Here is a 13,515-nt window from a genome sequence, read left to right as displayed (position 1 = left end):
CACCGGGCTCATGCCAGTACCGGAGATTGTCATGGCAGAAGCAAAGAAAATCGGGGTGGTCGGAGCCACCTTCCTCGTCGCCGGCAACATGATGGGCTCAGGCGTGTTCCTGTTGCCGTCCAGCCTGGCCAAGATCGGTACCGCATCGATCTGGGGCTGGCTGATCACCACGGCCGGTGCGCTGTTGCTGGCCTTCGTATTCGCCAAGCTGGGCAAGCTGGCGCCGAAGGCGGGCGGCCCGTACGCGTATGCGCGTGACTGGTTCGGGCCCTACATGGGCTTCCAGACCAATACCATCTACTGGTTCGCCAACTGGATCGGCAACGTTGCCATCCCGATCGCCGCGGTGGGCTACTTCAGCTACTTCTTCCCGATCCTGTCCGAGCCGCTGGTGCGCTGCATCGCGGTGCTGATCCTGGTGTGGGCGCTGAGCTTTGCCAACGTGATCGGCCCGGCCTTCGTCAGCCGTGTGCAGACGGTCACCACCAGTTTCGCGCTGGTGCCGATCCTGGGCATCGCCATCTTCGGCTGGTTCTTCTTCGATGCCGACATCTTCAAGGGCGCCTACAACGTGTCCGGTGAGTCCAACTTCGGCGCGATCTCCAGTGCCGCGGCACTGACCCTGTGGGCCTTCATCGGTGTCGAATCGGCTTCGGTCACGGCTGGCGTGGTCGAGAACCCGGAGAAGAACGTGGCCCGCGCCACCCTGGCCGGCGTGTTCCTGGCGGCCATCGCCTACATCGCCAGCTCCTCTGTGATCATGGGCATGGTGCCGAACTCGGAACTGCAGGTGTCCGACGCACCGTTCGCGCTGGCGGCGGCCAAGGCGGTCGGCGGCTGGGGCGGCGCGCTGGTCAGCCTGTGCGCCTTCATCGGCGCCGCCGGCTCGCTGGGTGGCTGGATCCTGCTGACCGCGCAGAGTGCCAAGGCGGCCTCGGATGATGGCCTGTTCCCAAGCATCTTCAGCAAGACCAACAAGGACGACGTGCCGGTCAAGGGCGTGCTGATCGTGGCGGTGCTGATGACCCTGGCAGTGCTGGTGACCTCTACCTCGGAAACCGCGTCGGCCCAGTTCGACGTGATCACGTCGGCGGCCGTGGTGCTGACCCTGCTGCCCTACATCTACTCGTGCGTGGCCTGCTACTTCGTGGTCGAGCGTTCGCACACCCTGGTCCATACCGGTGCGTTCTGGACCCTCACCAGCCTGACCGTCGTGTACTGCCTGTGGGCGATCTACGGCTCGTCGGGAACCATTGTGCAGTACGCCTTCCTGTTCGTGCTGTTCATCACCGTGTTCTATCCCTTCTTCAGCGAGGAGCGCCGCCAGCAGCGGCAGCGCGCCCGCGAGGCATCGGCCATCAGCGCCCGCGCCCAGCGTTCCTGAGTTCGACAAGGAGAATCAACGTGTACTTCAAGTCCCTGGACTACCCGGTCATTGTCATCGACAACGACTACGAGTCGCCGCGCATCGGCGGCATCCTGATCCGCGCCCTGGTGGAAGAGCTGCGCAGCAACGACCAGCGGGTGCTGTGCGGGCTCAACCTGGATGATGCGCGCGCCGGGGCCCGTACCTACGTGGCGGCCTCGGCGGTGCTGATCTCGATCGATGGCAGCGAAGAGGTGGATGGCGAGTTCCAGCGCCTCACCGCCTTCCTGCGCGAGCAGAGTGCGCGCCGCGCCAACCTGCCGGTGTTCCTGTACGGCGAGCGCCGCACCATCGAAAAGGTGCCGAGCAAGCTGCTCAAGTACATCCACGGCTTCATCTTCCTGTTTGAAGACACCAAGAGCTTCATCTCGCGGCAGGTGATGCGCGCGGCCGAAGACTACATGAAGAATCTCTTGCCGCCGTTCTTCAAGGCGCTGATCCATCATGCGGCAGAGTCGAACTACTCCTGGCATACGCCGGGCCATGCAGGCGGCGTGGCATTCACCAAGTCGCCGGTCGGCCGTGCGTTCCACCAGTTCTACGGAGAGAACACCCTGCGCAGCGATCTGTCGATCTCGGTGCCGGAACTGGGCTCACTGCTGGATCACACCGGCCCGATCAAGGATGCCGAGGAAGAGGCGGCGCGCAACTTCGGTGCCGACCATACCTTCTTCGTCACCAATGGCACCTCCACCGCCAACAAGATCGTCTGGCATGGCACGGTGGCCCGCGGCGACGTGGTGTTCGTCGACCGCAACTGCCACAAGTCGCTGCTGCACGCGCTGATCATGACCGGCGCGGTGCCGGTGTACTTCACCCCAAGCCGCAACGCACACGGCATCATCGGCCCGATCAGCCTGGATCAGTTCACGCCGGAGTCGCTGCAGCAGCGCATTGCTGCCAACCCGCTGGCCAGCCAGGCCTACAAGGCCGGTTCCAAGCCGCGCATTGCGGTGGTCACCAACTCGACCTACGACGGCCTGTGCTACAACGCTGAGAAGATCGCCGACGAAATCGGCAGCGCGGTCGACTTCCTGCACTTCGACGAAGCCTGGTACGCCTACGCCGCGTTCCATCCGTTCTATGAGAACCACTACGGCATGGCCAAGGGCAAGCCGCGCGAGCAGGATGCGATCATCTTCACCACGCACTCCACCCACAAGCTGCTGGCCGCGTTCTCGCAGGCGTCGATGATCCACGTACGCAACTCGGCGCAGCGCGACCTGGATGCCGAGCGCTTCAACGAGTCGTTCATGATGCACACCTCGACCAGCCCGCATTATGGGGTGATCGCGGCCTGTGACGTGGCCTCGAAGATGATGGAGGGCGAGGCCGGCCGTTCGCTGGTGCAGGAAATGCATGACGAGGCGATCGCCTTCCGCCGCGCGATGCTGCACGTGCGTGACGACCTCGGGCGCGACGACTGGTGGTTCAGTGTGTGGCAGCCGACCAAGGTCGAGCGCAGCCTGGACAAGGGCGATACGCCGGCGCCGCTGGTGGCCAAGCGCGAGGAGTGGTACCTGCAGCCGGACGCGCACTGGCACGGCTTCGAGAATCTGGTCGATGACTACGTGCTGATCGACCCGATCAAAGTGACCCTGCTGACCCCAGGCCTGACGATGGACGGCAGCATGGGCACGCTGGGCATTCCGGCGGCGGTGCTGAGCAAGTTCCTGTGGGGCCGCGGCATCACTGTGGAGAAGACCAACCTGTATTCGGTACTGTTCCTGTTCTCGATGGGCATCACCAAGGGCAAGTGGAGCACGCTGGTCACCGAGCTGATGGCCTTCAAGGAGCTGTACGACTGCAACGCGCCGCTGAGCCAGGCATTGCCGACGCTGGCGGCGGACTATCCGATTGCCTACGCTGGCTGGGGACTGCGTGACCTGTGCGATGCATTGCACGCGTTCAACCAGGAATTCGAGGTCGCCAAGGTGATGCGCGAGATGTACGTGGATCTGCCGACGCCGGTGATGACCCCGGCCGATGCCTACAACCACCTGGTGAAGGGCGAGATCGAGCGGGTCGACATCGAGCAGCTCAGTGGTCGCGTCGCGGCGACCATGCTGGTGCCGTATCCGCCGGGCATTCCGACCATCATGCCGGGCGAGCGATTCGGCGACAGCGACGAACCGATCATCCAGTCTCTGCGTATTGCCCGTGAACAGAATGCGCGCTTCCCGGGCTTCGAGTCGGATGTGCACGGGCTCATCATCGAGCACGATGGCGATGTGACCTCGTACAAGGTGGAGGTGCTGAAGGCCTGACCGGCGACGGTCGGCCCTTCGGCGAGCGATGGATACCGCGCGCGAGCAACGCATCCTGAAGTTCTCCATCGGGGTGACCATCGCGGTGAGCGCGGTCGGCTTCATCGGTGGCCTGCTGGTGGGATCGCAGGCGATCCTGTTCGACGGCGTGTACAGCCTGGTCGACGTTGCCTTGACCCTGGTGTCGTTGTCGGTACTGCGGCTGGTGGCGCGGGAGCAGAGCCCGCGCTTCCAGTACGGCTATTGGCACCTGGAGCCGATGGTCGAGGCACTCGGCGGCGTGATCCTGTCGCTGGCCTGCGTGTATGCGCTGGCCAACGCGGTCATTGGCTTGACCACGGGCGGGCATGAGGTGAAATTCGGGCCCGCGCTGTGGTGGGCGGCGCTGCTGAGTGCCAGCAACCTGGCAATGGCGACGTTCGTCGCGCAGCGTGCGCGGCACCTGCGCTCGGCGCTGTTGTGGCTGGATGTAAGAGGCTGGTTGCTGGGTGGGTTGATGAGCCTGGCGGTGGTGCTGGCCTTCGTGCTGGCCCTGGCCCTGCATGGCGGCAAGTGGCACCACTGGGTCCCGTACCTGGATTCGATCGTGCTGGCGTTGATCAGCCTGGCGGTACTGCCAGTGCCGGCGCGCAGTGCATGGAAGGCCATGCGCGAAGTGCTGCAGGTGGCGCCGGATGACCTGGACCGGCGCGTGCAGCAGGTGATGCAGGCGTTCGTGTCCGAGCGTGGCTATGCCGGTTTCACCAGCCACGTGGCGAAGATGGGGCGGATGCGCTTCATCGAGATCCATGTGCTGGCAGACCCCGGCACGCCATTGGGCTCGGTGGGCGAGGTTGATGCGATGCGCGATGAGATCGCCGTGCGGCTGGATGCGCGGGGCAGCACGTTCTGGTTGACCATCGATCTCACTGCGGATCCGGCGTGGACGTAGCCCTGCCTCTTTCGCGCCGGGGCCTCGTCCGGCCAGGTTCTGTTCCCCTGTAGAGCCGAGCCCATGCTCGGCTGCCGTTCGCGTGGAGCGGCCGAGCCGGCCCGGCCACGCGATCGTTGCACACGGCGGACTGCTCTGTTGCGCCGGATGTGTTTGACCTGAACCTGGGTTGAGGTTGCAGACTGCAGCACAGTTCCACAACGCCTAGCGCAGGTAGTACTCCACCGGCACCACCAGTTCCTGTGGTGCCTTCAGTTCATCGGGAATGGGCGGTAGTGGCTGCGCGCGGCGGAAGGTCTGCAGTGCGGCGCCGTCAAGCATCGGTTGGCCACTGGACTGCTCCAACCGCAGGGCCAGCAGGCGTCCCTCGCGATTGATGCTGGCCCTGACCCAGGCAGTGCCCTGCTGGCGCCGTGAGCGGGCCGCAGCGGGGTAGTAGCGATAGCGCTCCAGCCGCGCCATCAGGCGGGCTTCCCACTGGTCGCTGGCGGCGCCGGCCTGGAAGTCCGCCGGTGGGGCGTCGGGAGCGGGCGGCGCGGCCGTGATCGATGCCGGTGCGGGACTTGCATCGGTCGCGGCCGCAGGCGGGGCGACCGGCAGGGCTTGCCGGCCAGCGCCACTGCGTTCGCTGGCGGCCACTTCGCCCTCGCGTGCGGCGGTAGGCTTCGGTGGAGGGGGCGACTTCGTGGGTTGGGATGCGCGCGCCTGCTGCGCCTGGCTGGGGGTGTCGGCCTGGCGTTCTTCCACTGGCTGCGGCGGCGTCGCCGGTGCCAGCAGGCGCAGGCTGATGCGCACGTCCTGCTCGGGCGGCGGCAGCAATGGCGGCGCGGCCACCCAGTGCACCAACAGCAGCAGGGGCAACAGGTGAAGCCCGATGCTGATGGCGATCGCCTGCCAGTGTTGGCCGCGCTCACTCATCGTCCAGCACCCATAGCAGGTCGGCGTCGGTCGCATCGACGGATGCACCGACTGAAGCGAGCGCGATCACCAGCGCTGGTGTGCCCGCTGGCAGGTAGTCCGGCATGCCAGTACCGCGCAGTACATGCCAGCGACCGGCCACCAGCAGCGCGGGTGCCGCGGCTCAGGTTGTGGGCGACGCGGTACAGGTAGGCGCGGCCATTGCTCAGCAGGCCACTGGCGGCGATTCTGACGACGCGCAGCCAGGTCTCCTGGACGACATCATCGGCATCGCTGCGTTGCGGGAGCTTACGGCGGACATGGGCGTGCAGCGGCTGGTAGTGGGCCGCGCACAGCTGCGCGACATCCTTCGGTTCGACAGGCGTGGACACGGGGCGGGCGACAACTGGGAAAGGGAACAGCCCGCGGCGGCAAGGGCAGCGGCTACACCTTACAGCAAAAGAGAATCATTTGCATCCATGGACGCGAGGCGCGGCATGCGTGGCCGACTGCGAGGTCAGCGCGGACGAAAGTCGCAGTGGATCTGCAGGGCTTCGGTGGGGTTGTGATGCAGCTCGAAACCGCAGTGCTGGAGGCTGCGCTTCACCCGGGCGATCGCTTCGGCATGGCGGGCGGTGCGACGCTGCTGCCAGCGCGGCGGGGTGAACACGCCCAGTGGCAGCAGCCGCAGCCGCTTGCCGTGCAATACCACTGAGACATCGATATGACGGCCATCGATGTCGTGGCCGTTGGCGCCGAAGATGGCATCGACTTCATCATGGCGCTGCGGATAGCAGGCGCGGAACACTGCGATGCCGAGCCAACGCACGCCACGACGGAAGCTGCCGAGCCAGCTGTGGCTGGGTTCGAAGCCGCGCGTGACGAGCAGGCCCAGCCCGGCGGGCAGCAATGCCTGCGCGTCGAGCAGGCGTTGCAGTGCCTCTTCTTCCAGCTGGATGCGGATGGAGGGCCAGCGCGGTGCGATGAGCAGTCCGTGGTGGCTGCCGCGTTGCAGGGTCAGCATGGGTGAAGCTTCGCACGCGGGCGAACAGCCGGGGTAGTGCCGGCCGCTGGCCGGCAAATCTGTTGCCCGTCGGGTGCCGGCCAGCGGCCGGCACTACCGTGACGATCGTCAGAGGTCGCGGTACTGGATCTGCGAAGCCAGTACGCGCAGGCCATCGGCATTGCTGGACAGGATGCGCTCTTCGCCGATGCCTTTCTGCCGTTTCAGCTGGAAGCCCTGGTCTGCAGGCAGCTGTGCGGCGATGGCGTCCATGCGTTGCATGGCATCGGGGCCGCTGCAGTCGAAGTGGCCCCAGTAGGCGCCATCGCGGTGGATCTGCAATCGGTAGTTCATCGCGGTAGCTCCGGCAGGTCCTGCAGCCAATGGTCGAACATCGCGGTGGCGGCCGCGGCCAGTGGCGCGCCATAGCGACGCGCCTGCGTGCGCAGGTCGTTCGGATCGATGCCGGCCTGCGCCAGTTCCAGGGTGTGACCGATCAGCCAGCGCTCGAACTGGCGCGCGTCCAGCTCCGGATGGCATTGCAGTGCCAACGCATGGTTACCGATGGCAAAGGCCTGGTGGCGGCAGGCCGGCGTGCTGGCCAGGCGGCGTGCACCCGCCGGGAGTTCGAACGCCTCGCCATGCCAATGCAGTACCGGAATGCCCTGCAGGGCCTGCAGTGGCGAGCGCTGACCGTCATCGGTGAGCAGCAGTGGCGCAAAGCCGATCTCCTTGCCACCACTGGCGGCGACATCGGCACCGAGTGCACGTGCCATCAGCTGCGCGCCCAGGCAGATGCCCAGCGTGGGCCGCTGCTGCTGCAAACGCCCTTGCAACAGCGCGATGCTATCGTTGAGGAACGGGTAAACATCAACATCGTTGACGCTGATCGGGCCACCCAGCACCACCAGCAGGTCAGCCGCTTCGGCCGGATCGAGTGCATCTACACCCGCCTGCAGCACCTGCAGCTGCCAGCTCTGGGCCAGCAGCAACGGTTGCAGGGTGCCAAGGTCCTCGAAGGCAACGTGTTGCAGGACAACCGCGTGCTTCATGCCGGGGCTCCATTGCTGGGCCAGTAGAAACTGTCCGGGGTGGCGCGTGCGCCGAAGATGGCCTGGCCGACACGGACCACGGTGGCGCCTTCCTCGATGGCCACTTCGAAGTCGCCGGACATGCCCATCGACAGCTGCGACAGGTCGATGCCGGGTGGGGCGGTACGCTGCAGCTGCTCGCGCAGTTCGCGCAGGCGCACGAAGCACGCGCGCACACGTTCGACTTCGGGAGTGAAGATGGCCAGAGTCATCAGGCCACGCACGCGTAGCCGGTCGAAGACTGGCAGCTGCTGCACGAATGCCTCGACGGCAGCGGGTTCCAGTCCGTACTTGCTGGGTTCGGCGGAGGTGTTGACCTGCACGAAAACATCCAGCGTGCGGTCTTCCAGCTGCAGGCGCTGCTGCAGCGCTTCGGCCACGCGCAGGCTGTCAAGCGCCTGGAACTCGCTGGCGAAGCGCGCCACGTAGCGCGCCTTGTTGGTCTGCAGATGCCCGATCACCGACCAGTGCACGCCCAGATCGGCCATCGTCTCGGCCTTGCGTTGCGCCTCCTGCACCTTGTTCTCGCCCAGCTCGCGGCAACCGGCGGCCACCGCCATGCGGATGCGGGCGTCATCGACGGTCTTGCTGACCGGCAGCAGGCGCACGCTGGCCGGGTCCCGGCCGACGCGGGCGCAGGCAGCGGCGATGCGTTGGCGCACCGTGACCAGGTTGGCGGCGATCTGTTCAACGGACTGGGCGATGGGCCAGTCGGCGGCGGCAAGGGGCATGCGGGCACCTCCAATGCAGGATGGCCAGGGTGGGATACACTGGCACAGGACAAGAATTATTTTGGCATAGGACAAAATGAAAATCACCGGGCATAGCGCCGAGTCGATCTTCGACAGCATCCGTGATGGCATCGGCAAGGGCCGCCTGCCGGCGGGCAGCGTGCTGCCGCCGGTGCGCGAACTGGCCGATCAGCTGGGGGTCAATCGCAACACCGTGGCTGCTGCCTACAAGCGACTGGATGCGGCCGGCCTGGCCAGTACCGCGGGCCGACGCGGCACGGTGGTGCGTGGCCTGCCGCCGACGCTGGCGCGCGAGGGCAGTACGCCGGGGTTGGCGCTGCAGGACCTGGCCGGTGGCAACCCGGATCCTCGCCTGCTGCCCAGCCTGCGCCTGGCCCCGGCGGCGCCACGGCTGTATGGCGTGGGCACGGTCGACCCGAGGTTGCAGGCGTTGGCACGCGCCTCGCTGGATGCGGATTGCCCCGAGGGGTACGCGCTGGAGCTGACCCATGGCGCGGTCGATGGCATCGAGCGCCTGTTGGCGGCATGGCTGCTGCCGGGGGATCGCATCGCGGTGGAGGATCCATGCTTCCTCGGCAGCCTCAATGTGCTCAATGCCGTGGGCCATGTGCCGTTGCCGGTGACGGTGGATGCGCATGGCATGCAGGTTGAATCGCTGCGACAGGCGCTGGAGGCCGGGGCGCGCGCGGTGCTGCTGACCCCGCGTGCGCACAACCCGACCGGGGCCAGCCTGGATGCGAAGCGGGCACGGGCGTTGCGCCAGCTGCTGGCGGCCTACCCGCAGGTGGCGGTGCTGATCGATGACCACTACGCACTGCTCTCGCAGCAGGCCTACCACTCGGTACTGCCGCTGGATGGCCGGCGCTGGGCGCTGCTGCGTTCGCTGTCCAAGCCGCTCGGCCCCGACCTGCGCCTGGCCTGGCTGGCCTGTGATGACGAGACCGCGATGCGGTTGCGGTTGCGGTTGGCGTCCGGCATCGGCTGGGTCAGTCATCTGCTGCAGGATGCCGCCACTTCGGTGCTGGCCTCGGCGCCGCAGCGGGCGAAGATCGTCTCGGCAGGCGAGCGGTACCAGCAGCGCCTGCAGTCGCTACAGGAACTGCTGCGCGCGCGTGGTGTGCCGACGCCGTTGCCGATGGAGGGATTGAACCTGTGGCTGCCGTTGCCGGCCGACAGCCATCCACAGGTACTGGCGCTGGCTGCGCGCGGATGGCATGTGCGTGCTGGCGAAGTGTTTGCGGTGGCTGCACCAGGGCATGGCCTGCGCATCACCTGCGCGGCGCTGGGGGCGGCGCAGCTGCGGCAGCTTGCCGATGACCTGGCGGCGGTGTGTGGTCTGTAGCGTCGAGCCATGCTCGACGTTGTTTCGCCTTTGTAGCGCGGAGCCATGCTCGGCTGCTGTTGGTAGAAGCAGCCGAGCATGGCTCGGCGCTACAGAAGCAGATCAGGGCGCGGCGTTGGCGCCGGGGCGCACGTAGTAGGACTGGCCACTGTCATCGACGAACATCAGCTCCGGCTTGCCCTGCCAGGAGGTGAGCATGGCGCCGGTATTGTTCTGGTGCTTGACCATCAGGCTGGCGCCACGGTCCGGGTTGGCGACGACCTTGAAGACTTCGGTGGTGCCGGTGGCATCGTCCAGAGTGAGCAGGGCTTCGCCCCCGCGGTCGCTGGTGCCATAACCGCCGCGCTCGGAACCGTCGGGGCCAAGCAGGATCAGGCCGGACAGCGCGGTTGCACGCGGTCCTTGGGTGCGGCCCCTGCTGAGGGGGTCCGGCACCGGCGCACCGAGGATCAGCCGTGGTTGGCCAGTGCCATCGTGGATGACCAGGCCGCGCGCTTCGATGATCCGCTCAGGCGATTGGCTGCGATGCAGGCTCCAGGCGGTCCAGCCGGAAACGAGCAGGGCAAGGGTCGAGACCACCAGGGTGGTCAGCAGCAGCACACGGGGCATCGGGTCGTCCTTCCTTGGATAGGCCGACGATAGCGGATGCCGGCGGGCAAAGGCCAGTTCGTTGTGTGACGATCTGTATCGTCAGTGGAAATCGCGGCTGTGGCTGCGCAGTCCCTGCAGCAGCTCATCCAGGCAGTGCATGCGCTGCACGATGACATGCTGCACGCCATCAACGCGCTCCAGGCGGCCATCGATCTGCATCAGCTGGGTGTCGACCAGCACCCGGTGCTGGCGGTCGGCCAGGTGGCGCCAGACCACGGCGTTGACCATGCCGGTCTCGTCTTCAAGGGTGAGGAAGGTAACGCCACTGGCGGTCTGTGGCCGCTGGCGCATGCGCACCAGTCCGGCGATGCGCACACGGCGGCCGTGGCCGTGCCCGGCCAGCTGTGCGGCATCCAGGCAGCCACGACTGCGCAGCTGCGCGCGCAGGAACGAGATCGGGTGGCGGCCGAGGGTGGTGCCCGTGCTGCGGTAGTCGGCCTGCATGTCCTCCCAGGCGCTGGGCAGTGGCAGGGGCACGCGTGCTTCGGCAGTGGCACGGGCCTGGTCGAACAGCGGCAGCCGGTTCTCTACGCCCGAGATATCCCAGCGTGCACGATGGCGATGGCCGCTGAGCCCGCGCAGTGCCCCGGCATCGGCCAGCAGGCCCTGCTGGCGGCGGTCCAGCGCGGTGCGCTGGCACAGGTCGCCGACGTCGTCGAACGGGCGCCGCGCGCGCTCGCGCATGATGGCCTGCACGGCATCTTCGTTGCAGCCGTCGATCAGGCGCAGGCCCAGACGGATCGCCGCCGGCCCCCTGCTGAAGTCCAGCGTGCAGTCCCAGTCGCTGTGGCGTACGTCCACGGGAAGAACGGTAATGCCATGCCGCCGTGCGTCCTGCAGCAGCTGGTCGGGGCTGTAGAAACCCAGCGGCTGGCTGTTGATCAGGCTGGCAGTGAATGCGGCCGGGTGGTGGCATTTCAGCCAGCAGCTGTTATAGGTCAGCAGGGCGAAGCTGGCGGCGTGGCTTTCCGGGAAGCCGTAATCGCCGAAGCCCTTGATCTGCTCGAACAGGTGCTCGCCGTATTCGCGACTGAAGCCGTTCTCCAGCATGCCGGCCAACAGCTTCTCGCGATGCGGTTCCAGCCCGCCACGACGTTTCCAGGCGGCCATCGAACGGCGCAGGGCATCGGCCTGGCCAGGCGTGTAGCCAGCTGCTTCGACCGCCAGCTGCATCACCTGTTCCTGGAACAATGGCACGCCCAGCGTACGCGCGAACACGCGTTCCAGCTGCGGTGGGTAGAGCGGATTGTCCGGATCGTTCAGTGCCTCCGGGCCCTGTTCGCGCAGGATCCGCCGCCGCTCCAGGTAGGGATGCACCATGTCGCCCTGGATCGGCCCGGGGCGCACGATCGCCACTTCGATCACCAGGTCATAGAACGTGCGCGGCTGCATGCGCGGCAGCATCGCCATCTGTGCGCGCGATTCGATCTGGAACACGCCGATGGTATCGGCGGCGCAGATCATGTCGAAGGTTTTCGCATCCTTGGGCGGGATGGCATCCATGCGCCCTTCGTGCAGGCCATGCTGTTTCAGCATCGCCAGGCACTTGCGGATGGCCGTGAGCATGCCCAATGCCAGGCAGTCGACCTTCATCAGGCCGGTGGCATCCAGGTCATCCTTGTCCCACTGGATGACGGTGCGGTCGGCCATCGCCGCGTTCTCCACCGGTACCAGGGTCGACAGTGGATGCTCGGAGATGACGAAACCGCCCGGGTGCTGCGACAGGTGGCGCGGAAAATCGATCAGCTCTGCGGTGAGTGCCAGCAGGCGCCGCATCAACGGCGTGTCCGGATCGAAGCCACGCTCGCGCAGGGTTTCCGGCAGCGGGATGTTGCCGCCCCAGTGGTCCATCGCCGCGCCCAGTTCGTTGACCTGGTCCATCGGCAGGCCCAGTGCGCGGGCCACGTCGCGGATCGCGCTGCGGCCACGGTAGCTGATCGCCACCGCGGTCAGTGCGGCGCGCTCGCGGCCGTAGCGCTTGAACACGTACTGCAGCACCTCCTCGCGACGCTCGTGCTCGAAGTCGATGTCGATATCCGGTGGTTCGTCGCGCTCGGCGGAGATGAAGCGCTCGAACAGCAGGTTGCTGCGTGCCGGGTCGATCTCGGTCACGCCCAGCACGAAGCACACCGCCGAGTTGGCCGCTGAGCCACGGCCCTGGCAGAGGATGTCCTGGCTGCGCGCAAAGCGCACGATGTCCTGCACGGTGAGGAAATACGAGGCGTAGTTCTTCTGCTTGATCAGCGCCAGTTCGTGCTCGATCTGCGTGCGTTGCTTCGCTTCGATGCCGCCTTTCCAGCGCCACCGGATGCCGCGCTCGACCAGCACGCGCAGCCAGCTGTCCGGATCGTGTCCTTCGGGCACCAGCTCGCGCGGATAGGTGTACTGCAGCTGTTCCAGGGTGAAGTGGCAGCGATCGGCGATGCGCAGGGTTTCAGCCAGCAGTTCGGGCGGATACAGCTGGGCCAGCGCGGTACGCGGGCGCAGGTGGCGCTCGCCATTGGGAAACAGGCGCCAGCCGGCCTCGGCCACGCTGCAGCGGTGGCGGATCGCGGTCAGTGTGTCCTGCAGGGCACGGCGACGGCGCACGTGCATGTGCACATCGCCACTGGCGACCAGGGGCAGGCGGTGGCGTTCGCCGAAGGCCTGCAGCTGCTGCAGGCGGCGTGCATCATCGTGTTCGCGGTGCAGTTCCACAGCCAGCCACAGCCGATCATCGAAGCCGGTGCGTAGCAATTCAAGATCGGTGGCGGATGGCTGCCGGTCCAGCCACAGGCACAACAAACCGTCGGGCAGGCCGAGCAGATCGTCGCGCAGGCAGCGGTATTCGCCCTTGGCAGCCCGCCGCCGACAGGTCGTGATCAACTGGCACAGCCCGGCATAGGCGGCCTGGTCGGTGCACAGCAGGGCCAGCTTCGGCCCGTCCTCGACCTGGAATTCGGCGCCGACGATCAGCGCCACGCCATGTGTCTTCGCTGCCTGCCAGGCGCGCACGATGCCGGCCAGCGAGCATTCGTCGGTGATCGCCAACGCGCGGTAGCCCTGGCCAGCGGCGCGCGCGAACAACTCTTCGGCGATCGAAGCACCGCGCTGGAAACTGAAGGCCGACAGGCAGTGCAGTTCGGCGTAGCCGGGCAGTTCGCTGTGCATGGCGG

General features: G+C 66.7%; 11 protein-coding genes and 2 pseudogenes. 4 read left to right on the top strand and 9 right to left on the bottom strand.

Annotated elements, in window-relative coordinates:
- The first annotated feature begins 31 nt into the window (after window positions 1-31).
- Genes adiC through AC5P8U_RS16660 form a run of 3 tightly spaced genes read left to right on the top strand, consistent with a single transcriptional unit; the run spans window position 32 to window position 4,624 of the window.
- Entirely contained in the window at window positions 32-1,384 is a 1,353-nt protein-coding gene (gene adiC / locus AC5P8U_RS16670) for an arginine/agmatine antiporter (RefSeq protein ID WP_061479076.1), read from the top strand.
- A 20-nt stretch (window positions 1,385-1,404) separates the two neighbouring features.
- Window positions 1,405-3,693 (top strand): Orn/Lys/Arg family decarboxylase, encoded by a 2,289-nt coding sequence (locus AC5P8U_RS16665; protein WP_111201501.1) that lies wholly within the window; start codon window positions 1,405-1,407, stop codon window positions 3,691-3,693.
- A gap of 28 nt (window positions 3,694-3,721) precedes the next feature.
- On the top strand, window positions 3,722-4,624 hold the full coding sequence (locus tag AC5P8U_RS16660; RefSeq protein ID WP_447897480.1) for a cation diffusion facilitator family transporter: 903 nt from the start codon (window positions 3,722-3,724) through the stop codon (window positions 4,622-4,624).
- Window positions 4,625-4,828: 204 nt separating this feature from the next.
- Here the strand turns inward: AC5P8U_RS16660 and AC5P8U_RS16655 are convergent, their stop codons facing one another.
- The 7 genes and pseudogenes from AC5P8U_RS16655 to AC5P8U_RS16625 form a co-directional block, all read right to left on the bottom strand.
- Window positions 4,829-5,542 carry an energy transducer TonB family protein gene (locus AC5P8U_RS16655; protein WP_447897479.1) on the bottom strand — a complete coding sequence of 238 codons (714 nt, stop codon included), beginning with the start codon at window positions 5,540-5,542 and terminating at the stop codon, window positions 4,829-4,831.
- Window positions 5,535-5,705, bottom strand: a pseudogene (locus tag AC5P8U_RS16650) (ChaN family lipoprotein); the annotation flags it as partial. The pseudogene AC5P8U_RS16650 and the gene AC5P8U_RS16655, both read right to left, overlap by 8 nt.
- Before the next feature lies 1 nt (window position 5,706).
- Window positions 5,707-5,913, bottom strand: a pseudogene (locus AC5P8U_RS16645) (RNA polymerase sigma factor); the annotation flags it as partial.
- Window positions 5,914-6,038: 125 nt separating this feature from the next.
- Window positions 6,039-6,545 carry a hypothetical protein gene (locus tag AC5P8U_RS16640; protein ID WP_495214237.1) on the bottom strand — a complete coding sequence of 169 codons (507 nt, stop codon included), beginning with the start codon at window positions 6,543-6,545 and terminating at the stop codon, window positions 6,039-6,041.
- Window positions 6,546-6,653: 108 nt separating this feature from the next.
- Window positions 6,654-6,878, bottom strand: a complete 225-nt coding sequence (locus AC5P8U_RS16635) for a hypothetical protein (protein WP_005417095.1) — start codon at window positions 6,876-6,878, stop codon at window positions 6,654-6,656.
- Window positions 6,875-7,576, bottom strand: coding sequence for a glutamine amidotransferase (locus AC5P8U_RS16630; RefSeq protein ID WP_005417093.1), 702 nt, complete (start codon window positions 7,574-7,576; stop codon window positions 6,875-6,877). Before AC5P8U_RS16630 ends, AC5P8U_RS16635 begins: the two co-directional genes overlap by 4 nt.
- A complete protein-coding gene (locus AC5P8U_RS16625; protein ID WP_447897290.1) occupies window positions 7,573-8,346 on the bottom strand; it encodes a YggS family pyridoxal phosphate-dependent enzyme in 774 nt (257 codons plus the stop codon). The genes AC5P8U_RS16630 and AC5P8U_RS16625 overlap by 4 nt, the downstream gene beginning before the upstream one ends.
- A gap of 76 nt (window positions 8,347-8,422) precedes the next feature.
- Between AC5P8U_RS16625 and ptsJ the strand changes: the two genes are divergently transcribed.
- On the top strand, window positions 8,423-9,709 hold the full coding sequence (ptsJ, locus tag AC5P8U_RS16620) for a MocR-like B6 salvage transcription factor PtsJ (RefSeq protein WP_334271341.1): 1,287 nt from the start codon (window positions 8,423-8,425) through the stop codon (window positions 9,707-9,709).
- Window positions 9,710-9,811: 102 nt separating this feature from the next.
- Here ptsJ and AC5P8U_RS16615 read toward each other — a convergent pair whose 3' ends face one another.
- Together AC5P8U_RS16615 and AC5P8U_RS16610 are read right to left on the bottom strand one after the other, a co-directional pair.
- Window positions 9,812-10,318, bottom strand: coding sequence for a hypothetical protein (locus AC5P8U_RS16615; RefSeq protein WP_069138254.1), 507 nt, complete (start codon window positions 10,316-10,318; stop codon window positions 9,812-9,814).
- An 81-nt stretch (window positions 10,319-10,399) separates the two neighbouring features.
- Entirely contained in the window at window positions 10,400-13,510 is a 3,111-nt protein-coding gene (locus AC5P8U_RS16610; protein ID WP_072167457.1) for an error-prone DNA polymerase, read from the bottom strand.
- Window positions 13,511-13,515 lie beyond the last annotated feature (5 nt).

Source organism: Stenotrophomonas sp. YJH_SMC_81, assembly GCF_059370875.1.
The sequence above is the reverse complement of the archived record's forward strand: the minus strand, read 5'-3'. Positions and strand labels throughout refer to the sequence as shown.